Here is a 22947-nt window from a genome sequence, read left to right as displayed (position 1 = left end):
CTTAAATCTTTGCTTTAAAGCGGGCACAACGAAAAGGTCTCATATCGACCGGCGGGGTGCCGCAAGTCATCATTTCAGCAATGCTGTAGGCAGCAGCCGGCCCAATGCCAAAGCCATGTCCGGTAAAACCGCAGGCAATGTACAGCCCGGGCACGCCGTCTGCCGGACCGATAACTGGAATGCCATCGGCACATACATCCGTCCAGCCGGCCCATGTGCGTACAATTTTCGCATCGGAAAGTGCGGGGAAATACTTCATAATGCCGCGGCAGGTACACGGCGCAGACAGACTCGTAGAACCCTGTGCTGGTCCATCATCCGGTCCGTAAAGCTCAAGGCCGGTAGAACCGCCAAAAACAAAAGAGCCATGCTTTGTCTGATGACCGTAAAAATCGGCCTCGGCTGTACCGAGCATCTGCGCAAACAGGGGCGGTTCTGCCTCTGTAACAAGGCATTCGGACTTTTTCTTTCGCATCGGGATATCAACACCCAGCGGCGCGGTCAGCGTACGTGTATCATAACCCGCCGCCGCAAGCACTTTCCCGCACGTAAAAGTGCCATCCGGAGTAACCACTTCGTGTACTTTGCCTTTTTCTTTTCTGATTTTCAAAACCGGTTCGCCGGTAATGAACTGTGCCCCAAGCCGGCGCGCAGTTTTAAAGTATCCGAGTGTCGTGGTCAGCGGGTTTGCGTGGCCGTCGGTCGGGCACCAACTGGCACCGATGACTTCGTGCGAAAGATAGGGATTGATTTGGCGGACTTCGTCCCCACTGATCATACGCACATCCAGCCCGCAGGCAACCGCACGGTCCGTCAGATTCTGCAAAGACTTTAGGTGGGCTTCCGTCTTGCCCAGGCGCAGGTTTCCTTTCTGCGTATACTCCACATTGGTATCAAGCTCTTCGCCGAGTGACGGCCAGATATTTTGAATGCCCCACATAACAAGGGGCAGCTCGCGCGGATCCCTGCCGGACTGACGCACACCGCCGCCGTTCCGGGAAGAACCGCCGTTGCCAATCGCGTCCGAAGCCTCAAGTACCGTTACTGAAACGCCCTTTTTTGCAAGGTAATAGGCCGTGGCGCTACCGACAATGCCGCTGCCGATAATGACAACATCAGAGGATTGATTCATCAGTCTTCCCCTCCTTCTTCGCTGCCCAGAATTTTCATCTCTGTCGGGCGCATCGGCGCGCGCCCTGTGGCCGGCTCCAGCTCCGAAGGTCTGACGCCAAGCTCGCGCGCAATAATACCTTTCACCAGCTTACCGCAGGTCTGCCCCTGGCACAGCCCCATTCCACAGCGCAGGTAGCGCCGCACTTCAGGCAGGGTATACATTCCATCATGCACCGCTTGGCGGATTTCGCCCTTGGTTACCTCTTCGCAGCGGCAGATAATCAAATTGTCGTCTGCTGCCGGCACAAACGGCCCAATCGCTGCTGACCTGTTATTGGCGTAAATCATTTTGAAATACCCTCCTTAAAGAAACGGGCATCCATTTCTTTCTCCTGCGGGACTTTGATTGTCAGCAGGGCAGTGTGGTCAAATGCCGGTGAAGTCTTAACCCCGATCACCTCGGCATCACACACAGGCGCTCCCGCCCGGTCCAGCGCTTTGCCGCAGGCGCCTTTTGCAGGCAGAGGCAGGAACTCATAGGGTAAAGTAACCGCAGCAAAGCCTTTTTCATAGGTTTCATCCAGCAGAAAAATTGCTTGTCCAGAACAGGAAGCCACACACATCCCGCAGCCAATGCACTGTACGGCCGGGTCTATCTGCGGCAAAGCCGTAATATTCTTTCCAATTTTAATACAGTGTTTTGGGCACGCATCCTGACACGGATTGCAGGGAATATTCTGTGTACACTCCATAACCGGATGGACCCCGACCTCATGCACGACACCCGGAAAACGCTCCGCTTCTTGCGCGGTAATGTGCCCCTTTGTTAAAAGGGTCCTGGAAATTGCAATGCCTTCGTCTGTTTTCTCAATTTTTTTACCGCGGTTTTTAGGGGCAAACATCCCCTGCCGCAAGTCGTCAAGGTCACTTTCCAACGCTTCAAGCGACTTTTGTTTTGCTTCATCTGTACAGAAACCGAGGTGCTGCGCCGCACAAATGCCAGCCATACGGCCCTCTATCATGGCAGAACTTGCTTCTTCAATTCCAGAAACATCGCCCGCCGCATAAACGCCCGGAACAGACGTTTCACCGTATTTTCCGCAGACCGGCACCTGCCCGCCGCGCTTGGGGTCATCTGTCATTCGGCAGCCCGCCATCATCAGCAGCTGCGACATAGGTGAAAGACCGACTGCAACACAAATGGTGTCCACATCAAAATGCTTTTCAGTGCCGGGAATTGGCTGAAAGTGCTCATTCACTTGACTGACTACTGCACCTGTCACACAATCGGAGCCCTCTGCTTTTGTAATGGTATGGGATAAGTAAAAAGGCACACCGCAGCGGGCAACCTTTGCCGCATGTACGCCGTACCCGCCAATACGCGGGGCAGCGTCGACCAAAGCCTCGACTTCACACCCTGCCTGCAAAAGCTGAAAGCTGACGACAAGGCCGACGTTTCCGCTGCCAAGCATCAAAATCTTTTCGCCCGGCTTGACTCCGTGCAGATTCATCATGGTCTGCGCGGCACCTGCGCCGATTACCCCCGGCAGAGTCCACCCATCAAACGGAACCATGTTTTCCGAAGCCCCTGTAGCGACAATGATACTGTCCGCTTTGTAGTGCACAATCTTTTCCCCGCGGCGGACCACGACCTCTTTCTCGGGATAAATGCCCACAACTGGCGAATTCAGCGCTACATCGGCGCCACCCGCGATCTCGGCCAGCAGTTCTTCGCCGATTTTATAGCCGCGCACCTTTGCTTTATGTTTTTTAGAACCGAAAAATTTGTGGATCTGTTTAAACAACTGTCCGCCGGGCTTGGCATTTTCATCAAATACAGCGACAGACATGCCCCGCTTAGCGGCTTCTGCGGCGGCACTCAGCCCGGCAGGACCAGCGCCGACAATAATCAGGTCATACCGTTCCATTTATCCTTTCACCCCGCTTTTTGCCGCTGTGCCATACTGGGTCTGTACCCGCATGCCCTCTTTGAGCGGTGTAATGCAGGTGCGAATATTAGGCTTTCCGTCTACCACCATTACACAGTCTGTACAGCGGCCAATCGCACAGAAAATGCCGCGCGGTTTGTGCTGCTTTGCCGTATAGCGGTGTATCATCACGCCGTTTGCTTTGAGCGCCGCCGCCACTGGCTCTCCCTCGTAGCCTTTCAGCGTTTTCCCGTCAAGGGTGAATGTAATTTCCCGCCCTTTTTCGATTTTCCCGAGAATCGGATGTTCTGTAATCCGTTTCACTTTGCTGTACCCCCTGTTTTTCCATTTCGCCGCGCCGGTTGTCAGGCAAGCTCCGGCTGCTCCCAAAGGTTCAGTTTTTGTCCGACGCCAAGCTGCTTTGCTTTTTGCAGACAGCGGCAGCCCCAGCCGACATCCTCTGTCGGCATACCACCAACCGCATAAACAATAACTTGTTCTTCTGAAGTGCGGCCCTCTTTATAGCCATTGATAATATCGCCGATATCTGTAATATCCTCTGCTTTCAGTTTTCCGGCGGTAACAAGGTCGTAAAACAGCATGCCGATTAAAGTGGACACACTTTTCTGTGTTGGAAACGGTTTGCCCGCGCCCCAGCCAGCATACATCTTGTAGTTGTCAGAGACCAGCTTGCATTTTGACTTGTCAGCAAGGAAGTCGCCATCCATCAGCAGTGCAGAGGTGCTGATGAGCAGGGCACCGGGCTTCAGCCACTCTCCCTTGACATAGGGATTGTCCTCAAATTTTGGTGCATTACTGGTGCCAAAGCAGATAAGATCCGCGTCTCGGCAGGCTTCCTCGTAATCTTTACAGACAATGTATTTCTGAATGCTTGGATAACGCTTTTTGCAGAAATCGATGAAACTGTCGATTCCGTGCTGACTGCGGCCTTTCACTTTCAGAGTATCAATTCCCGGCTGTTCGGTGACAAATGCGTCAATAGCGGTCTTTCCCATGACACCCGGGCCGATAATGGAAGCGACTTTAGGATTCTTTGCAGAGAGCAGACGCACACCCAAACCGGGCACTGCACCTGTGCGCATGGCGCTGAGTACATTTGCAGACATATATGCCCTAGGCGCGCCGGTTTCGGGGTCCATAAGTGTCAGCATCAAAATCGACCGCGGCAACCCAGTGGCACGGTTTTCCTGGTTGGAGCCATAGCACTTGATGCCGCACATATGGAACTGACCGCCCACATACGCCGGCATGGCAAAGAAGCGCCGGTCTGGACCATCCAGCGGCATATCCGCAATGTCAGACGTTTTAGGAAACTCCAGCTTAATCCCATGATCGTTGCCGCTTGGCCCACCCATTCGATAGTCATTTTTGCTCATTAAAGAGAAAACATCCTGCATAGTATCAACGCAGCTTTTCATATCTGTCACGCCGGCCCTAAGCATATCTTCTTCGCCTAAGTACAGAAAATCAATATTGGTATCCATTTTTGTCATACTCCTTTATTTCATAATAGAATCTCAAAATATTGAATTTTTACATCAGACTGGCATCCAGCTCTACATCTACATGAGAGGCAAACTTTTCGCCGTACACCGACTTGCAGTGGAAATAGAAGAATACACCGCATGCCGCCCAGACACCAAACCAAAGCCATTCTTGCCAAACCAGCGCAGAACTTGCAAATGGCAGCGGAACTACATAAAGGACAATGAAAAAGCTCGCCATGACGACAGCAATTACGCCAACCAGCTTGCCATGTTTCACTTTATAGGGGCGGTTCATTTCCGGTGCTTTATAGCGCAGCACCAAAAACGAAAGTGCAACCATCATGTACGCAATGCACACAGCCAAAGAGCCCGCATCAACGATCCAGGTCAGCATCTTGCGGCCAAAGAACGGTGCCAAGACAGTAATTGCGCCGATAAACAAAATTGCATTGACCGGTGTTTTGTATTTCTTATGCAGCTTGCCAAACCACGCCGGCAGCATTTTTGACTCGGCCATGGAGTAGGCCGCGCGGCTGCCGCCGATGAGGAAAGAATTCCAGGAAGTGATAATGCCGGACATGCCGCCGATAATCAGCACCTTTGCCATAGCGCTGCTGTGAAAAGCCAGCTGAATGGCATCTGCAGACGGCAAGCTGCCCTCAGACATTTTGCTCAGCGGCAGCACATAGCCAACCGCAAAGACAATCGCTGCATAAAACACCAGTGCAAGGACTATGGAAAGCAACATGATTCTGCCAAGTTTTTTGTAAGGAACATCTACTTCCTCGGCAGCCTGCGGAATAACATCAAACCCAACAAAGTAAAACGGAGTCATTACAGCAATGGTCAAAATACCGCCAAAATTTGAATACTTAGAACCGGTCTGTGAAGCAAATGCAGTGGACTTTACAAGAGAAATATTGCCCGATTTCAGCGAACCAACCACCAGCAGAATACCTGCGGCAGCAATAACCGCTGTTAAAACAGACTGCACAACCGCCGCGGTTTTCGTACCAACAATGTTGAGCAGCGTAATCAGCAGCGCAACAACTACCGCAACTGCAACCCAGCTGGCATATACTTTAAAGCCGCCGATGGTGTACATGTAGCCCTGCAGAAAATTAGGAATCAGCCACGTCAGCACTGTGGGAAAAGCAACCGCCTCAAAAGCTGCCACAGAAGCATAGCCAAGGATAATCTCCCAGGTACAGATAAACGAAGCAGTCGGGCCAAGTGCTTTGTAACTAAAGACGTGCTCACCGCCGCACTGCGGCATTGCCGGGGTCAGCTCGGCATAGGTCAGCCCGACAAAGTAGACCATAATACCGCCCAAAAGAAACGCAAGTATTGTACCGATGGTGCCGGCATTTTTAATCCAGTCGCCTGTGCTGACAACCCACGCCCAGCCAATCATGGCGCCAAACGCAATCACAAGGATGTCCTTTTCATTCAGCACTTTCTTAAACTTCGATTTTTCCATGATGGTTCCCCCTTCAATTAGGACAAATCAGTTTGTGGCAAAAAGAAAACGCCATTTCTGCGCAAAGCAGAAACGGCGTCATTGCCCGGCCTGTGTAAATAAAAAAGAGCGGTACTGCCCCAACGCTTTTGCGTAAAAGGCAAGACCGCTCTGTCTTATTTTGGAAAAATAGATTTGATAAAAGCACTTGCTGTAAAGCAGCGCCTTTATTTGAGTTGTATTATACGCTGCCCCTGGTATGATTGAAATATCCAATTTAAATATTTTTGTAGGTGCCAATTATAGAATTGATTTCCTCTGTACAGGGCGCTACAATAGAAAAAAGCCAAAAAAGGAAGTGACGTCTAATGATTTGCATTGATAAAAGCAGCAAGACTCCCCTTTACCTGCAGATATACACCTGCATTAAAAGTGATATTCTTTCTGGAAGATATACCGCACACAGCCGCCTGCCGGCAACCCGGCAGCTCGCCAAAGATCTTGGCATCAGCCGCAACACGGTAGATCTTTCCTATCAGCAGCTGGTCCTTGAAGGATATATTACGCCGCACCCCTGCTCAGGGTTTGAGGTAGAGCCAATCGACCCGGTGGCGGCAGACAATCCAAGACCGCCAAAAGAAAAAGCATCTCCTTCTCTGCCACCTGCAAAGCCTATGCTATACGATTTCTGGTACCCACTGCTTGACCCAAGCTTTTTCCCTCTGAAAACATGGAAAAAGCTGTACAGCAGTGTACTGAATGACATCGCCGCACAAAAATACGCGGCCTACCCTGCCAGGCGCGGAGAGCCGCAGCTGCAGGAAGCAATTGCCGCCTATCTTTTCCGTTCCCGCGGTGTTCACTGTCAGGCGGAACAGGTTATAATCAGCTGTGGGGTGCAGATGAATCTGGAGCTGCTGCTAAAGCTGTTTGACCCGGCCAAGTGTTCCGCTGCTATTGAAGAGCCCGGCTACACAGGTGCCAAAGATCTGCTGCTTGCCAATCACTTCCGTGTCATACCACTCAAAACAGACCATGACGGTTTGCAAACAGACCTGCTGACCGGCTGCAGCGCCGGTCTGCTGTATCTGACACCGTCCCATCAATTTCCGACCGGCGCAGTTCTGCCCGCAAACAGGCGCATGGCCGCACTCGACTGGGCAGAAAAAAACCACGCTTACCTGATTGAGGACGATTACGACAGTGAACTGCGGTATTTTTCCAATTCTGTACCTTCCCTGCAATCTTTTGACCGCAGCGGCTGTGTTATTTACATGGGTACTTTTTCGAAAGTTTTGTCGCCGGGACTGCGCATTTCTTACCTCGTTCTGCCGCAGCAGCTGCTGCAGCGCTATCTTTCTGTCTGCGGCTTTTACCTGTGCCAGGTGCCACTGGCAAATCAGCTGACTCTGGCCCGCTTTATTAACAGCGGCGGCCTGGAACGGCACATTCGCCGCCTGCGCCACTGCTGCGCCGAAAAACAAGCGGCTTTCTTAAAAACTGTCAGACGGATTTTCGGCGACAAAATTCAGATTTCCGGAAAAGATGCCGGTCTGCACCTTCTAGTGAACGTAAAGACGACACTGCCTTCGGAAGAACTCGTTTCGCGTGCCAAAGCGCTGGGGGTCGGCGTGTACGCTACCAAGCCTTTTTGGAGCGACCCCTCTGCTGCATCAGAGCATCAGCTGATTCTCGGCTATGGCGGGGTGCATCAGGAGGATTTTGAGCCGGCTCTGCGGCTGCTTTTTCGTGCATGGTTTGCTTCTTGAAAATATTTGTGCCGCACACTTATAACCAATTCCATACTTTTTACAGCTCATCATGCTTTGCTGTTCTGCGCTGCTTTTTGGCTGCCCTGCCAACCAGGGCGGCCTTTTTTTAGTTACTTTTTTTGCAAAAAGGACTTGACATACCATAAGATTTATATATACTATGTATTACACACTATGTTATGCACAGTATTAAGGAAGGTGACAGCGTGAATGTACAGAGAAAGAAAGGCGTTCTCGACGTCTGTGTACTGGCGGTTTTAAAGCGCGGGCCGTCGTACGGATACCGCATTGTCAATGATATTTCCGAATGTATTGCCGTTTCCGAGTCAACCTTGTATCCGATTTTGCGCAGGTTAGAGGCCAGCGGCTGTGTCTCTACCTATCAGCAAGCCTACAACGGCCGCACACGCAAGTACTACAGAATTGAAGAACCCGGGCTGCAGAAAGTCCGCGATTTTTTGAATGAAGCCGACGAAATGAAGAAAATTTACACCTTTGTGGAAGGAGCAGAACATGAATAAAGAAACTTTTTTAAAGGAACTCGCCCTCGGCCTTACCAGCTTAAGTGAAGAAGAGCGCCGCCGTATTTTGGAGTACTACGGCGAATTGATTTGCGATGGAATCGAAAGTGGAAAGTCCGAAGAAGCCGTCATTCAAGACTTTGGCCCGCCAAAAGAAATTGCCGCTCAAATCTGCGCGGAAGCCAGGCAGGACGCACCGCAGCCCACAGCCGCAGGGCAAAAAATCTATACGCCAAAAGGGCTGGTCAGCGCTGTGCTGGTACAGGCGGAAAACCTGCACATTACTGTACAGGAAGCAGTCGATGGTCCGCTGCAGGTTCTTTTTACTCCTTTGGAGTGCGATGAACTCACCATTACGGAAGAAAACGGCGTTTTCCGTTTTTTACAGACGATAAAGCCCCGGCTCTTTCATTGGCGTGACCTGCTGCATGGGCCCCGCAGCATTCTTGTACGCGTACCCGCAGGATTTACCGGCCTTACCATACACACCAGCAACGGAAAAATTGAAGCCGAAGGCCTGCGGGATATCCGCAGCGCCAGCTTCACAAGCAGCAATGCTTCCATCAGCGTATGCCGCACGCACTGCACCGCGCTGCAGGTATGTACTTCCAATGGCCGCATTCATCTGCAGGACAACTGCGGCAGCACCTGCAGCGCAAAAAGCAGCAATGCCCCCATTAAAGCAGAAAGCTGCCGCTTCCCTACACATCTCTCTCTGCGCACCTGCAACGGTGCTGTCCGGGCAAACCAAATTGTCTCAGATGATATTGCTTTGAAGTCAAGCAACGGCGCTCTGCAGGCAGTCATCTACGGTGACCTGCGAGAATATGAAATTCACAGTCATACAAACAACGCAAGCAGCACCCTGCCCAGCGACTGGGCCTGTGCAGGCCAGACAAAGCACCTGTCCGCTGTCACTAACAATGCACAAATCAACATTCAGTTTGCAGCATCTGTAAACTGAGTCTTTGCATATATCGCTTTATTTATAGCAATTCGACTTAGAAACAAAAGGGCACCTCTGCTGTGAAAGACAAGCAGAAGTGTCCTTTTTTAGGGACATGGCCCTTTACGCACGGCTATTTTTTCTGGTCAAATGCCGGATTGAACGCATAGAAATTTTTGCTGTCCAAATGGTCGGTCGCAATGCGCAGGGCTTCACCAAAGCGCTGGTAGTGCACAACTTCACGCTGGCGCAAAAACTTAATGGGGTCACGCACATCCGGGTCATCTGCATAGCGCAGAATGTTGTCGTAGGTTGTACGTGCTTTTTGTTCTGCAGCTAAATCTTCATGCAAGTCGGTAATTGGGTCGCCCGCCGAGTCAATGGTCAGGGCGCTAAACGGCACGCCGGAAGCATCCGTCGGGAAAATGCCGGTCGTATGGTTGATAAAGTAATCCTGAAATCCGCCGGCTTTAATCTGCTCGGGGGTCAGGTTACGGGTCAGCTGGTACACAATGGCGCTGACCATTTCAAGGTGTGCAAGTTCTTCTGTACCGATATCCGTAAGAATGGCTTTCAATTCCGGGTAAGGCATTACATACCGCTGTGAAATATACCGCAGAGAAGCTCCCAATTCACCGTGGGGACCGCCATATTGTGCTAACACGATTCGCGCCATATTGGGATCCGGATTCTTGATGTTGATGGGGTACTGCAGCCGCTTTTCATAGTTCCACATCAGCTTTTCGCCTCCTTTTGTTCCTGTGTTTCCCACGGCCATGGCTCCTGCACCCACGCCCAGCGGCTGGTGGCAGCATCGCTCTGGTTCAGGGGACCATACTCTTTTTCGTACTGCTCAATCAGCGCGGCCGTCTGTTTTTGGTACTCTTCCAGGCGTTTTACAGCATCGCAGTTGTCTGGATGAGTATCTAAAAAAATTTTGAGTTCCCAAATAGCAAACCTGCCGGCACAGATTTTACGCATCAGGCGCTGCTGCTCTGTCATTTTTTCGCGCCCCCTAAAAACGGTTTATGCAAATCGCGAAACAGGGTACCGGAATCAAGCCCCTCTTCCGGCTGATACAAATTTTCAAATTTCTGAAACGGTACATAGGCCATTGCCAGAGCCGTATCTTTGGGAATAGGCGGCAGCGGCTGGGTGGCACAGGACTGTCCAGACATAATTTCTTCCATTGCAAAAAATCTCCTTTCTGGGGAAAGCCCCTTCTATCTTATGCCGCCGGCAAAGGCTGTGACAAAAAGCGCTTTGGCAGAGATGTTCTTTCTGCACAGCTGTCATCTGTAACCAGCGTACAGCAAAAAACTGTCTGTCTTTTCACCTGCTTTTCGCTTTCTTTCCATATAAGCGGCAGCCGGCCGTGATAAACTTCATTTATACAAAAGCAGGGTTTCCAAATTCTTGTAAAATCCGCAGGACTGTGCTAAAATTTAAAAGTAATCTTATAACGATAATGAAAAAGAGGGAAAATATGTCTACAGTTTATCTCGTAGTTCCTTGCTATAATGAAGAGGCTGTGCTGCCCGAAACCGTAAAGCAGCTGACACAGCAGCTTCAAAAGATGATGAAAGTAGGCCTTGCCGACGACAAAAGCCGAATGCTTCTGGTAGATGATGGCAGCAAAGACCACACCTGGCAGCTAATTGAGCAGTTTCACGGTGAAAACGAGCTGGTAAACGGGCTGAAGCTTGCCCACAACCGCGGCCACCAAAACGCCCTGCTGGCTGGTCTGATGACCGCCAAAGACGAGGCCGACTGCGCCATTAGCTTGGACGCCGACCTGCAAGACGATGTCAACGTACTGCCGCAGTTTGTACAGAAGTTTCAAGAGGGGTGCGATGTCGTCTACGGTGTACGCAACAAGCGCGACACCGACACTTGGTTTAAGCGCACCAGCGCCGAAAGCTTTTATAAGCTGATGAGCAAAATGGGTGTGGATATTGTCTTTAACCACGCCGACTATCGCCTGATGAGCAAGCGCGCCCTGCAGGCTCTTTCTGAATACAAAGAAGTAAACCTGTTTCTGCGCGGCATTGTGCCGCTGATCGGCTACCGCACCGACTACGTCTATTACAACCGGCACGAGCGCTTTGCCGGCGAAAGCAAGTATCCGCTGAAAAAAATGATCAACTTTGCAATGGACGGCATTACCTCTTTCAGCGTAAAGCCGCTGAAAATCATCAGCAATATTGGTTTTATTGTTGCACTGATTTCTGTAGTGGGGCTTATTTACGCGCTGATTTCGCACTTTACCGGCAACACTGTCGCGGGGTGGACCGCCATTGTCTGCTCCATCTGGCTTTTGGGCGGCATTCAAATGCTGTGTCTGGGGATTGTGGGCGAATATATTGGCAAAATCTACGGGGAAGTGAAACGCCGCCCACGCTTTTTAATTGAAAAACACTTAAAATAAAATTTCTGCCTCTTTGCAAGCCATATCTGCGAAGAGGTTTTTTACTGCCTGGATATCGTGCAAAGTACCCAAAATTTTTGCACAAAGAGTCTTTAGTGATATCACTCATTTTCCAAAAAAGCTTCACACAAGCTTTAGCCAAACCTTGTTAATTGTTTATCGCTCGTTCATATTTCGTACATGAATCTTTTGTACTATAAAATTGTTCCAAGAGAACAACCGGAAACGACAAATCACGCGAACCAAATATCGTACAATATCCTTTGCGCGCCGCGTAAAGCTACATCATTTGATTACTGCCGGGTGCTTTAGAGATGGTCGGAATACCGGCTCTAAAGTCATGGCAGACTAAAAACAATCCCCGCTGGGGTTTTTATAAAAGAGCAGCCTCTATGAAAAACAGAGCTGCTCTTTTTTATTGACAATTATCTGGCTGCAGTGTAAACGAAACCTATTAATATAGAGGAAAAAGAATGCACATGGCCTTGAGCAAATTCACATATCCGCTGCTGTTTTCGGCAGGCTCTCGGAATGGAATCTTTCCTATGCAATGACTCTTGGGGGTAGTTTCCTGTACCATTGTGCTTCCGTTATTCTTCGTGTTGGGCAGCAGCCAGTGCGCTGTAAAAAATTCAAATCATTTTTTACACAAATAAAAAAGCAGCACCCTTTTTTCGGGTACTGCCTCTTTTTTACAGACTGATGTGTGCGAACTGTGCGTTGTAAAGCTGCTGATAAAAGCCGCCTTTCTCCATCAGTTTATCGTGTGTGCCCTGCTCGACAATCCGGCCGTCTTTGAGTACTAAAATCAGGTCTGCACTGCGGATTGTAGAGAGCCGGTGCGCAATGACAAAACTGGTGCGTCCTTTCAACAGGTTTTTCATCGCGTCCTGCAGGCGCTTTTCCAACCGTGTATCGACACTGGAAGTAGCTTCATCTAAAATCAGAATAGGCGGGTCGCGCAGCAGCGCACGGGCAATGGTCAAGAGCTGCTTTTCGCCCTGTGAAATATTGCTGCCCTCTTCGTTGACCTTCATGTGGTAGCCCTCTGGCAGGGTACGGATAAAGTGGTGCACATTAGCCGCCTTTGCAGCGGCAATGATTTCATCTTGTCGGGCATCTAAGCGACCGTACTTCAAGTTTTCTGAAATGCTGCCGGAAAACAGCCACGTGTCCTGCAGCACCATGCCGAAAGCAGAGCGCAGGTCATTTCGCCGCAGCGTACGAATATCTTTTCCGTCCAGCAAAATGCGCCCGCCGGCGGGGTCGTAAAAGCGCAGCAGCAGATTGATCAGCGTTGTCTTTCCGGCACCAGTCGGTCCCACAATGGCAACCATCTGGCCGGGCTGCACGGAAAAGCTGAGGTCGTGGATAATTTCGCCCTCGCCGTAGCCAAAGCTGACATGCTCAAAAGAGACCTGCCCTTTCACTTGGCCCAGTGCCGCCGGCTCTGCCGACTCGGGAATCTCATCCGGCTGACTCAAAAAGTCTGTCACACGCCCCGCTGCTGCAAAGGCTGCCTGAATCTGGTTTGACATCTGCGAAACCTGCGAGAGCGGGTCATTAATCTGCCAGACATACCGAATAAATGCCTGCAGCGCGCCCAAGGTAAGCGTACCCGCCAGTACATAGCTGCAGCCCAGTGCCGCCGCGGTGCCAATGGCAAGGTACGTCACCAAAGAAATGAGCGGCGACATCATAGAGGAAAGAAACTGAGCACGAAACGCGTGGTGCTGTAGCCGGCCGTTGACTGCATTAAAATCCTTTACGGCATCTTTCTGCTTATTGTATAATATGATTTCATGATACCCTGTGTATAATTCCGTCACACGGCCGTTGAGTTCGCCGACCGCGTCCTGCTGCAGATGAAACTGCTTTTGGCTCTTTTTTACAACAAACCAGGTAATCAGCAGCGCCGCCGGAATAATTGCCGTGGCCACAAGCGCCATGACCGGCTGAATCCGGTAAATCATCACCAGGGATAAAGTCAGCGACAGCACGCCGCTGATAATATTGAGCAGGGTTTCCTGGCAAGCATTCGAGATGGTGTCGACATCGTTGGTAATGCGGCTCAGCACATCGCCATAAGGGTGCCTGTCAAAATAACTGACAGGCAGCGTGTGAATCTTCTTCTGCAAAGCATCGCGCACAGTTTGCATCGTGCCCTGTGTACCCACTGTAATGCTGACAATCGACAGCGCGCCGGTAGCGGTTTTAATAGCATAAATAATAATTAAAACGAAAATAATATGGAATACAATATCGTAATGAATGCCCGCCCCGGGCGTTCCTTTTGTAATAGCCACCACATCGGCAGCAAGCTGGGTCGTAATGCCGCCCTCTACTGTGGGCATCAGGGCAAAGCAGATACTCTGCACAATAATCATGAGAACCGCCGCAAAGAAAGCCCATTTGTGCGGCGAAAAGTACGGGCTCAGCAGGCGCAGAGAACCCACCTTCCTTTTTTTCTTCTGTTTCATAGCCACTCCTTTTCACTTTAACCTGTCAGCTCTTTTTCGCTCAACTGCGAGGCCGCGATTTCGTGATAAATCGGGCAGGTTTTTAAAAGCTCTTTGTGCCGGCCCATGCCGACCACACGGCCCTCATCCAGCACCACAATGCAGTCCACATCCAAAATAGTTGAAATCCGCTGTGCAACAATGATGACAACCGCATTCTGTGTTTCCTTTTTCAGTGCCCCGCGCAGGTTTGCGTCCGTGCGAAAATCCAGTGCAGAAAACGAGTCGTCAAACACATAAATCTGGGCGCCGCGCACCACTGCCCGCGCAATGGAAAGCCGCTGCCGCTGCCCGCCGGAAGTATTTGCGGAGTTTTCCTCAATCGGTTCATCAAAGCCGCCCTGCTTATCCATAATAAAGTCGTATGCCTGCGCCACTTTTGCGGCATGTTCCACTTCTGTCTGGGTCGCGTTCGGCTTACCAAAGCGAATATTGTCGGCAATGCTGCCTTGAAACAGAAACGCTTTCTGTGGAATAAAGCCCATGACGCTGCGCAGGGACTCCATGCTGTATTTGCGGATATCCGTACCGTTAATCGTAATGCTGCCGCTGGTCACATCATAAAAGCGGGGAATCAGATTGACCAGTGTGCTTTTCCCCGAACCAGTGCTGCCGACAAAGGCAATGGTCTGGCCGCTTTTTGCCGTAAATGAAACGTCCTGCAAAACTGGCTCGTCACCGTCAGGGTAAACGAACGTCACATGAGAAAAGGAAAGGTCCGTGACTGGGCCGGAAAGCGTGACGCCCGCGGCGGGGTCTTTCACCAGCGGCTCGGTGTCCAGTACCTGCTGCATACGCCGGGCACTCACTGCTGCGCGCGGGTACATCATAAACACCGTGCAAAACAGCATGGTCGACATCATGGCGTGAAATAGGTAATCCATAAAAGCGGCAAGCTGCCCTATCTGCAGCTGACCGATCCCCAAAAGCTGCGCACCGTGCCAATAAATAAGCAGGCTTGCGGCATTCATCACCAGAAAGAAAACCGGCTGGGTCATAAACATCAGCAAAAACAGATTGCGCGAATTCTTGGCGTAATTTTTGTTTTCCCCTGCAAAGCGCTTTTCTTCATAGGCATCATTGGTAAAAGCGCGCACTACGCGGATACCCGTCAGATTTTCGCGGGTAATACGGTTCATGCTGTCCTGTGAAGCCTGCTGCTTTTCACTGAGGGGTTTGCTCAGCCGTGCAGCCACAATGACCCCCACGACAATCACGGGAATAGTCGCCGCCACAATCAGGGAAAGCTGCATAGAGGCGCGCAGCGTCATAATATAGCTGACGGTCAACATGACCGGTGTCATCAGAGCCGTGCGCAGCAGCATATTTAAAAACATCTGCACCTGAAACGCATCATTGTTGGTGCGGGTAATCATAGAAGAAACGCCGAATTTTGCAAATTCGGTATTTGAAAAGGTCTGTGCCTTCGCAAAGACATCGCTGCGCATATCCGCTGCCGCACTGGTAGAAATACGTGAGCAGCAATAGCCCATTAAAATAGTACCAGCCACGCCGATTACAGAAATAATCAGAATGGTCACCCAGATCTTGCGGATATAGCCGAGGTCGTTTTTCATCACGCCGCCGTCTATCATTTGTGCCACCAAGGTCGGTATGCCAAGTTCGGTTAAGGCAAAGCCGAAAACCGAAAGGAAATCCAGCAGACACCATCCCTTATAGTGTTTTAAGTACTTCCAAAAAAAGCGCATGACTCTCTCCCTTGTGTTTACTCTAAAAAAGTATAAGAAAAACAGACACAGGCCTTACCTGCATCTGTTTCTGCCGGACTTTTGTTCATTTTGCTGTTCTAAATACAGTATTGCTGCATGTACTGATCCATTTTGGGCAGCAGCGCCTCATACCCGCCATGCTGGCCCAGCCATTCGCGGATATCGCGCACCGTCACCAGTGCATGTACCTGAATTCCAAACTCTTCCTGTACCTCCATCACGGCGGTTTTTCCCGCGTGCTGGCCCACTTCGCAGCGGTTAACAGAAATGAACATATCCCTGCAGGAAACATCCGCGGCTGCCTTTAAAATCGGCATGGTTTCGCGTACAGCCGTACCCGCGGTAATCACATCTTCGATAATAATGACGCGGTCGCCGTCCTTTGGCCGGTAGCCGACCAGGCTGCCACCCTCGCCGTGGTCTTTTGCCTCTTTGCGGTTAAAGAAATACGGCTTGTCCTCACCGTACTGTGTATACAGCGAACCTGCACAGGCCGTAACCAGCGGAATACCCTTGTAGGCAGGACCAAACATGGCATCAAAGCTGCAGCCGGTAGCATGCACCAATGCAGCATAAAAGCGGCCTAAGCCGGCCACCTGCCTGCCCGTGCGGTAGTTTCCGGTATTGACAAAGTACGGCGTATTACGGCCGCTTTTGGTTACAAAGTCGCCAAAGCGCAGCACATCTGCGTCCATCATAAATTCGATAAACTGTTTTTTCTGCTCTGTCAGCATAGTCTTCCTCCTGCATTCGCTGTATTTGTACCATTATACCAGTGCCCCGGCCTATACGCAAGCACCAAAAAAGCCTTTGGGCCGCAGTAAATACTTTTCTGCAGGATATCATAATATCTCTGCAAAGAATTTGACAGTACAGCGAAAAAAGGCTACCATATTGGCATAAGGCAATAATTTCTGCAGGCATTCCCTGCCTCTGTTTCATAAAAAACAACCGCTCACCCGGAAAGGAGATTTCCCGTGAAAATTGCCGATATCCACACTTCTATTTTTTCCGTACCGCTGCGCACGTCTTTTAAAACGGCACTGCGCACAGTTACCGCCGTGCGCGACGTGCTGGTGACTGTCACCACTGACGACGGCCGCCGCGCCTTTGGTGAGGCGCCGCCCACCGCGCCGATCACCGGCGAAACCATTGGCTCGATTCGCTGTGCCGTCGAAGAATTTATCCGTCCCGCCCTGATTGGCCGCGACTTAGGCGACTTTGACGGCACCATGCATGCCCTGCATACAGCCCTGCTGCACAACACCAGCGCCAAAGCTGCAGTGGACATGGCGCTGTATGACCTGCGTGCACAGGAACTGGGACTGCCGCTTTACCGCCTGCTCGGCGGCAGCAAAACAGAACTGGAAACCGACCTGACTATCAGCGTAAACAGCCCCAAAGAAATGGCTACTGACAGTATGGCTGCCGTAAAACGCGGCTTTCGCGTTTTAAAGGTTAAGGTGGGCCTTGACCCGAAAGAGGACCTCGCCCGCCTTACCGCAATCCGCAAAGCGGTCGGGCCAGAAATTGCCCTGCGCGTAGACGCAAACCAGGGCTGGACCCCGCCGCAGGCCGTGCGGGTCATTCGCAGCATGGAGGACGCCGGCCTTAACTTGGAACTTATCGAGCAGCCGGTAGCCGCACAGGATATTCCCGGCATGGCCTTTGTACGCCGCAGCGTTTCTACACCGATTCTGGCAGATGAAAGTGTTTTTTCCGTTCAGGACGCGCTGGCGGTTCTGCAACAGGGCGCAGCTGATTTTCTGAACCTAAAACTGATGAAAACAGGCGGCATTTACGGTGCCTTGCAGATCTGTTCCATTGCTGAAAGCTGCGGCGTTTGCTGCATGATGGGCTGTATGCTCGAGAGCAGCCTGGCCGTAAGCGCTGCTGCGCACTTAGCCGCCGGCAAACGCATCATTACCCGCGTAGACTTAGACGGACCCAGCCTGTGCAAAACGAACCCCTACACCGGTGGTCCGCAGTTTTTGGAAAACCGAATTGTCTTAAACCAAACGCCCGGGCTCGGCATTATTCCGAACTGGGTGCACAACACGGAAAAAGACTGACGGTACTTTCAAATACTGATGATTCCGACAAACAGAAAGGATATCTGAAAACAGATGCAGCTTCAAATTAGGAACTACACAGAAACCGATCTTCCGCAGATGATTGAAATTTGGAACCAGGTTGTTGCGGATGGCATTGCCTTTCCGCAAACCGACCTGCTGACCACCGAAACTGGAAAGGCTTTTTTTGCGCAGCAGACTTCCTCAGCGGCCGCTGTTGATACAGAGAGTGGCAGAGTCCTGGGCCTGTATATTCTGCACCCTAACAATGTAGGGCGGTGCGGTCATATCTGCAACGCCAGTTTTGCAGTAGACAAAAGCTGCCGCGGTCTGCACATCGGCGAAAAGCTGGTGCAAGACTGCCTGCAGCAGGCAAAAAAGCACTTCCGTATTTTACAGTTTAATGCGGTTGTCGCGGACAACACCTCTGCGCGCCATTTATACGAGCGTCTCGGCTTTCACTGCGTGGGTGAAATTCCAAAAGGCTTTCTGATGAAAGACGGGCACTACGAATCCATTTACGTCTATTATCATGAACTGTAAAAACTACTTGAAAAGCAGAAATGCCCGCCGGCAGTCAAGCTGCCAGCGGGCATTTCTATAAGCACCTTGCTGCAGGCGCTTATTTATCCTCTTTATCTTCAGCAGGTTTTGCTGCAGGGGCAGGCTTCGCTTCTTCAGAAGCGGGCTTTGCAGTTTCGACCAGTTCAATAATTGCCATTTGTGCGGCATCGCCGCGGCGCGGCCCGATTTTTGTAATACGGGTATAGCCGCCGTTGCGGTCCTCATACTGCGGAGCAATCTCGGTAAAGAGCTTGTTAGTAACAGCTTCCTTGGTAATGAATGCCATTACAAGGCGGCGGTTGTGCAGGGTGTCTTTTTTGGCAATCGTGATCATCTTCTCGGCCATAGCACGAACGTCTTTGGCGCGGGTGACGGTCGTTTCGATTTTGCCATTCTCTAAAAGAAAAGTCACCATTGCACGCAGCATCGCGGTACGGCTGTCAGTCGCTCTGCCGAGCTTTCTGGTTCCTGGCATCGAATGTCACTCCTTTAACCTATGGGATAGGAAATTATTCATCGTCCTTGCGCAGATTGTACCCAAGAGAAGCCATCTTCCAGATGACCTCTTCCAGCGATTTACGTCCAAGGTTGCGCACCTTCATCATGTCTTCTTCCGACTTGTTGACAAGGTCGCCCACTGTGTTGATACCGGCACGTTTTAAGCAGTTGAAAGAGCGCACGGACAGGTCAAGTTCCTCAATTGTCATATCCAGGACCTTTTCCTTATCCTTGTCGTCTTTCTCTACCATAATCTCTGCGTTGCTGCCTTTATCAGACAGGTTCACAAACAAATTCAGGTGCTCGGTAAGGAACTTCGCTGCCAGAGAAACAGCCTCCTGCGCGGTAATGACACCGTTTGTCCAAACCTCCAGGGTCAGCTTGTCGTAATCGATGCGCTGACCGACACGGGCATTTTCTACATTGAAATTAACCCGGTACACCGGCGTATAAATGGAATCCACAGGAATCTCGCCAATTACATTGGCGGCCATGTTCTGCTTGTTGCGGTCAGAGGGCACATAGCCGCGCCCCTTATCCAGTGTGATTTCCATATAAAGCTTTGCGCCCTCGCCCAAAGTAGCAATATGCAGGTCTGGGTTCAGGATTTCCACTTCACTGTCACACTTAATGGAATCTGCCGTAACCTTACAGGGGCCTTCTGCACAAATTTCAACGGTTTTGGGGCCGTCGCAGTGCAGTTTTGCCGTAAGGTTTTTGATATTCAGAACAATTTCTGTTACATCTTCTTTTACACCGGGAATAGTAGAAAACTCATGCACGACACCGTCAATTTTAATTGAGGTGGGCGCAACACCCGGCAGGGAAGAAAGCAGCACGCGCCGCAGGCTGTTGCCCAGGGTCGTACCAAAGCCGCGCTCTAGCGGCGACACAACAAACTTACCGTAGTTGCCGTCATCAGATACGTCTGCAATTTCAATTTTGGGCTTTTCTATCTCGATCATTAAGCAACCTCCTTAGACATACAGCGGAAAACTCTGCCATACTGTGTCATGTGCCTGCAGGGCATTACTTGGAGTACAACTCAACGATAAGCGTTTCATTGATATCAAAGTCAATGTCGCTTCTTTCGGGCATGGCAATGATCTTGCCCTCTATTGTGTCGTGGCTAATCTGCATCCACTTTGGCACAGCAGTAGCGGCATTTTTCTCCAGAATATCCTTGACATGCTGAGAAGAGCGGCTCTTTTCAGCAATGGAGATTACATCGCCCACCTTGATAAGGTAAGAGCAGATGTCGACCCGCTTGCCATTTACAGTAATGTGGCCATGGGTAACCATCTGGCGTGCCTCGCGGCGGGTGTTGGCAAAGCCCAAACGATAGACACAGTTGTCCAGGCGGCGCTCCAGCAGGCGCAGCAGGTTTTCGCCGGTGACACCGGTGGTCTTTGCTGCTACCTCATAGTAATGACGGAACTGTCTTTCCTGTACTCCGTAAACGAACTTTGCCTTCTGCTTCTCATTGAGCTGCATGGCATATTCGCTCTGTTTGCGGCGGCCCTGTTTGGGGTTGCGGATTGTATTTTTATTGATGCCCATCACGGCTGGGCTAATGCCCAAGGTCTTGCACCGCTTCAGGACAGGCTGCGTATTTCTGGCCATACGTCGTATTCCTCCTTTATGAATTCCTGTTGACTATACACGTCTTCTTTTGGGAGGACGGCATCCGTTATGGGGCACAGGAGTTACATCTTTAATCATTGTAACTTCCAAGCCTGCATTCTGCAGTGCACGGATAGCGGCCTCACGGCCGGAGCCCGGGCCCTTGACGTAGACGTCAACGGTCTTCATACCGTGCTCGATTGCTCCCTTAGCGGCAGTTTCAGCTGCGGTCTGGGCGGCAAAGGGGGTAGACTTTCTGCTGCCGCGGAAGCCCAACTCACCGGAGCTTGCCCACGAGACAGCATTGCCCTGCAAATCGGTAATGGTCACAATGGTGTTGTTAAAAGTAGACTGAATATGCGCAGCGCCGCGGTCGATATTCTTGCGTTCACGGCGGCGGCGGGTTGCTGCTGTTTTTTTAGCGGCTGCGCCTTTGTTTGCTGGCATGTGAAACCCTCCTTTACTTCTTCTTGTTCGCCATGGTCTTAGCCGGGCCCTTGCAGGTTCTGGCGTTGGTCTTTGTACGCTGGCCGCGTACAGGCAGCCCCCTGCGGTGGCGGATGCCGCGGTAGCAGTTAATTTCCTTTAAACGTTTGATGTCAAATGCCACGTCGCGGCGCAGGTCGCCCTCGACACGGCAGTGGTGATCGATATATTCTCTGAGCTTTGCGGCGTCGTCTTCGTTCATATCGCGCACACGCAGATCAGGATTTACGCCGGTTGCCGCACAAATGTCTGTGGCGGTCTTGCGGCCAATGCCATAGATATAAGTCAAGGCGATCTCGACGCGCTTGTCTCTTGGCAAGTCAATACCTGCTATACGAGCCATATTGGTTGCACCTCCAAAATGATAATCGCGTCACTTAGCCCTGACGCTGTTTGTGCTTCGGGTTTTCACAGATCACCATGACTTTGCCTTTGCGCTTGATGATCTTGCATTTTTCGCACATTTTTTTAACAGAAGGTCTTACTTTCATGGGTGTACCCTCCTTGGTAGGAATCTTCTTGTATCTTACTTGGTACGCCACGTAATGCGGCCCTGGGTCAGGTCGTAGGGAGACATCTCTACGGTCACTTTATCGCCTGGCAAAATGCGGATGAAGTTCATACGCAGTTTGCCGGAAATATGGGCCAAAATCATGTGGTGGTTTTGCAGCTCTACCTTAAACATTGCGTTTGGCAGAGCCTCTACTACGGTACCCTCGGTTTCAATAACGTCCTGCTTTGACATTACAAATCAGCCTCCTCTGGCATGAAACTGCCCTTGCCGCAAAACGGCCGAAGAGCCGCCCGAAGAGATCGGTTGCTGTGCAGGGCTTCTTCCGGTAACACCGTGCGGGTAGCAAAAAGGTGAATCAGCTTTTTCTTTTTTGGTTTTTCCAAAGTGCGGCGTCTGCCGTCACTCACCAGGGCATACGGCCCCATAAGGGAAAGCACCGCGCAAAAGCTGCCTTTGTCGTGCCCCGCTGCACTGCGGGCCACCGAACCGCGCTTTAACTCCATGCTGGCCACCTCAATCACCCTGGGTAAGAATGACAGGACCAGACTCGGTAACAGCAACTGTGTGCTCAAAGTGAGCGGCCAGCTTGCCGTCGCGCGTTTTTGTTGTCCAGCCGTCCGGCAGAGTCTTTACTTCATAGGTACCCTCACAAATCATGGGCTCTATGGCAATGACCATACCTGGCAGCAGGCGCACGCCGCGGCCGGGCGTGCCGTAATTAGGGACACTGGGGTCTTCGTGCATATTCGCGCCTACTCCGTGGCCGGTGTAGTTCCGTACCACCGAGTAACCGCGAGCTTCGGCATACCGCTGGACTGCGCTGCCGACATCGCCAATACGGTTGCCGGGCTTTGCAGCCTCAATGCCCTTAAACAGGCTCTCGCGGGTTGCATCCATAAGATCCTGGGCGTTTTTGCTGACTTTCCCACAGGGATAAGTCCACGTGTTATCGCCCACAAAGCCCTCATAAGTAGCGCACAAGTCAATACTGACAATGTCGCCCTCTTTGAGAATAGTGGTCTTACTCGGTATGCCATGGACAACCACATCGTTTACAGAAATGCAGCAGGTAGCCGGAAAACCGCCGTACCCAAGGCAGCTGGGAACAGCCCCCTCGCCCACAATATAATCATGGGCCGCCTTATCAATCTCCCAGGTAGAAGCACCTGGTTTCACCAGTGAGCCAGCCAGCTTCAGCGCATTCTGCGCAATGCGGCCGGCGTGTTTCATACAAGTTAATTCCCTACTGGTTTTTAAGATGATCAT

At 51.2% G+C, this 22947-nt stretch carries 26 protein-coding genes and 1 pseudogene; 6 read left to right on the top strand and 21 right to left on the bottom strand.

Going from position 1 to position 22947, the window contains the following annotated elements:
* Position 1 precedes the first annotated feature (1 nt).
* Genes LKE53_00700 through LKE53_00675 form a run of 6 tightly spaced genes read right to left on the bottom strand, consistent with a single transcriptional unit; the run spans position 2 to position 6029 of the window.
* The gene (locus LKE53_00700) at positions 2–1132 is read right to left on the bottom strand and encodes an FAD-binding oxidoreductase (protein ID MCH3971284.1); all 1131 of its coding nucleotides are present in this window, start codon (positions 1130–1132) and stop codon (positions 2–4) included.
* Positions 1132–1461, bottom strand: a complete 330-nt coding sequence (locus LKE53_00695; GenBank protein MCH3971283.1) for a (2Fe-2S)-binding protein — start codon at positions 1459–1461, stop codon at positions 1132–1134. Before LKE53_00695 ends, LKE53_00700 begins: the two co-directional genes overlap by 1 nt.
* Positions 1458–3041, bottom strand: a complete 1584-nt coding sequence (locus LKE53_00690; GenBank protein ID MCH3971282.1) for an FAD-dependent oxidoreductase — start codon at positions 3039–3041, stop codon at positions 1458–1460. The genes LKE53_00695 and LKE53_00690 overlap by 4 nt, the downstream gene beginning before the upstream one ends.
* Complete coding sequence (locus LKE53_00685) at positions 3042–3365, bottom strand: (2Fe-2S)-binding protein (protein ID MCH3971281.1); 324 nt, start codon at positions 3363–3365, stop codon at positions 3042–3044.
* A 41-nt stretch (positions 3366–3406) separates the two neighbouring features.
* Positions 3407–4546 (bottom strand): tyramine oxidase subunit B, encoded by a 1140-nt coding sequence (locus LKE53_00680; protein MCH3971280.1) that lies wholly within the window; start codon positions 4544–4546, stop codon positions 3407–3409.
* Positions 4547–4595: 49 nt separating this feature from the next.
* The gene (locus LKE53_00675) at positions 4596–6029 is read right to left on the bottom strand and encodes an APC family permease (protein MCH3971279.1); all 1434 of its coding nucleotides are present in this window, start codon (positions 6027–6029) and stop codon (positions 4596–4598) included.
* A gap of 347 nt (positions 6030–6376) precedes the next feature.
* On the opposite strand from LKE53_00675, the gene LKE53_00670 reads away from it, so the two are divergent.
* The 3 genes from LKE53_00670 to LKE53_00660 all read left to right on the top strand — a co-directional run bounded on the left by LKE53_00670 (position 6377) and on the right by LKE53_00660 (position 9265).
* Positions 6377–7777, top strand: a complete 1401-nt coding sequence (locus LKE53_00670) for a PLP-dependent aminotransferase family protein (protein MCH3971278.1) — start codon at positions 6377–6379, stop codon at positions 7775–7777.
* Positions 7778–7986: 209 nt separating this feature from the next.
* Complete coding sequence (locus LKE53_00665; protein ID MCH3971277.1) at positions 7987–8301, top strand: PadR family transcriptional regulator; 315 nt, start codon at positions 7987–7989, stop codon at positions 8299–8301.
* Complete coding sequence (locus LKE53_00660; GenBank protein ID MCH3971276.1) at positions 8294–9265, top strand: DUF1700 domain-containing protein; 972 nt, start codon at positions 8294–8296, stop codon at positions 9263–9265. Before LKE53_00665 ends, LKE53_00660 begins: the two co-directional genes overlap by 8 nt.
* A 115-nt stretch (positions 9266–9380) precedes the next feature.
* Here LKE53_00660 and LKE53_00655 read toward each other — a convergent pair whose 3' ends face one another.
* The 3 genes from LKE53_00655 to LKE53_00645 are packed head-to-tail and all read right to left on the bottom strand — an operon-like array spanning position 9381 to position 10437.
* A complete protein-coding gene (locus LKE53_00655) occupies positions 9381–9983 on the bottom strand; it encodes a manganese catalase family protein (GenBank protein MCH3971275.1) in 603 nt (200 codons plus the stop codon).
* Positions 9983–10249 (bottom strand): spore coat protein CotJB, encoded by a 267-nt coding sequence (locus LKE53_00650; GenBank protein ID MCH3971274.1) that lies wholly within the window; start codon positions 10247–10249, stop codon positions 9983–9985. The genes LKE53_00655 and LKE53_00650 overlap by 1 nt, the downstream gene beginning before the upstream one ends.
* Complete coding sequence (locus tag LKE53_00645) at positions 10246–10437, bottom strand: spore coat associated protein CotJA (protein MCH3971273.1); 192 nt, start codon at positions 10435–10437, stop codon at positions 10246–10248. The genes LKE53_00650 and LKE53_00645 overlap by 4 nt, the downstream gene beginning before the upstream one ends.
* Positions 10438–10733: 296 nt before the next feature.
* On the opposite strand from LKE53_00645, the gene LKE53_00640 reads away from it, so the two are divergent.
* Positions 10734–11675 (top strand): glycosyltransferase family 2 protein, encoded by a 942-nt coding sequence (locus LKE53_00640; protein ID MCH3971272.1) that lies wholly within the window; start codon positions 10734–10736, stop codon positions 11673–11675.
* A 692-nt stretch (positions 11676–12367) separates the two neighbouring features.
* Here LKE53_00640 and LKE53_00635 read toward each other — a convergent pair.
* From LKE53_00635 to pyrE, 3 genes are all read right to left on the bottom strand, one after another.
* A complete protein-coding gene (locus tag LKE53_00635) occupies positions 12368–14155 on the bottom strand; it encodes an ABC transporter ATP-binding protein/permease (GenBank protein ID MCH3971271.1) in 1788 nt (595 codons plus the stop codon).
* 17 nt (positions 14156–14172) lie between these two features.
* Entirely contained in the window at positions 14173–15903 is a 1731-nt protein-coding gene (locus LKE53_00630) for an ABC transporter ATP-binding protein/permease (protein MCH3971270.1), read from the bottom strand.
* Positions 15904–16001: 98 nt separating this feature from the next.
* Positions 16002–16658 carry an orotate phosphoribosyltransferase gene (pyrE, locus tag LKE53_00625; GenBank protein MCH3971269.1) on the bottom strand — a complete coding sequence of 219 codons (657 nt, stop codon included), beginning with the start codon at positions 16656–16658 and terminating at the stop codon, positions 16002–16004.
* Between the two features lie 243 nt (positions 16659–16901).
* On the opposite strand from pyrE, the gene LKE53_00620 reads away from it, so the two are divergent.
* Both LKE53_00620 and LKE53_00615 read left to right on the top strand, forming a co-directional pair.
* The gene (locus LKE53_00620; GenBank protein ID MCH3971268.1) at positions 16902–17996 is read left to right on the top strand and encodes a dipeptide epimerase; all 1095 of its coding nucleotides are present in this window, start codon (positions 16902–16904) and stop codon (positions 17994–17996) included.
* Positions 17997–18050: 54 nt separating this feature from the next.
* The gene (locus LKE53_00615) at positions 18051–18539 is read left to right on the top strand and encodes a GNAT family N-acetyltransferase (protein ID MCH3971267.1); all 489 of its coding nucleotides are present in this window, start codon (positions 18051–18053) and stop codon (positions 18537–18539) included.
* Between the two features lie 157 nt (positions 18540–18696).
* Here the strand turns inward: LKE53_00615 and rplQ are convergent.
* The 9 genes and pseudogenes from rplQ to map all read right to left on the bottom strand — a co-directional run bounded on the left by rplQ (position 18697) and on the right by map (position 22947).
* A pseudogene (gene rplQ, locus LKE53_00610) lies at positions 18697–19035 on the bottom strand (50S ribosomal protein L17).
* Positions 19036–19069: 34 nt separating this feature from the next.
* Entirely contained in the window at positions 19070–20023 is a 954-nt protein-coding gene (locus LKE53_00605; protein ID MCH3971266.1) for a DNA-directed RNA polymerase subunit alpha, read from the bottom strand.
* Positions 20024–20087: 64 nt separating this feature from the next.
* The gene (gene rpsD, locus LKE53_00600; GenBank protein MCH3971265.1) at positions 20088–20681 is read right to left on the bottom strand and encodes a 30S ribosomal protein S4; all 594 of its coding nucleotides are present in this window, start codon (positions 20679–20681) and stop codon (positions 20088–20090) included.
* A gap of 33 nt (positions 20682–20714) precedes the next feature.
* Positions 20715–21128 (bottom strand): 30S ribosomal protein S11, encoded by a 414-nt coding sequence (gene rpsK, locus LKE53_00595; GenBank protein ID MCH3971264.1) that lies wholly within the window; start codon positions 21126–21128, stop codon positions 20715–20717.
* A 13-nt stretch (positions 21129–21141) separates the two neighbouring features.
* A complete protein-coding gene (rpsM, locus tag LKE53_00590) occupies positions 21142–21510 on the bottom strand; it encodes a 30S ribosomal protein S13 (GenBank protein MCH3971263.1) in 369 nt (122 codons plus the stop codon).
* Between the two features lie 34 nt (positions 21511–21544).
* Positions 21545–21658, bottom strand: coding sequence for a 50S ribosomal protein L36 (gene rpmJ, locus LKE53_00585; GenBank protein ID MCH3971262.1), 114 nt, complete (start codon positions 21656–21658; stop codon positions 21545–21547).
* 35 nt (positions 21659–21693) lie between these two features.
* A complete protein-coding gene (gene infA / locus LKE53_00580; protein MCH3971261.1) occupies positions 21694–21912 on the bottom strand; it encodes a translation initiation factor IF-1 in 219 nt (72 codons plus the stop codon).
* Entirely contained in the window at positions 21912–22184 is a 273-nt protein-coding gene (locus LKE53_00575) for a KOW domain-containing RNA-binding protein (GenBank protein ID MCH3971260.1), read from the bottom strand. The genes infA and LKE53_00575 overlap by 1 nt, the downstream gene beginning before the upstream one ends.
* 10 nt (positions 22185–22194) lie before the next feature.
* Positions 22195–22947, bottom strand: a complete 753-nt coding sequence (gene map / locus LKE53_00570; GenBank protein ID MCH3971259.1) for a type I methionyl aminopeptidase — start codon at positions 22945–22947, stop codon at positions 22195–22197.

It is taken from the genome of Oscillospiraceae bacterium (assembly GCA_022483045.1).
In the GTDB taxonomy this organism is placed as follows: Bacteria; Bacillota; Clostridia; order Oscillospirales; family Acutalibacteraceae; genus Caproicibacterium.
The sequence above is the reverse complement of the archived record's forward strand: the minus strand, read 5'-3'. Positions and strand labels throughout refer to the sequence as shown.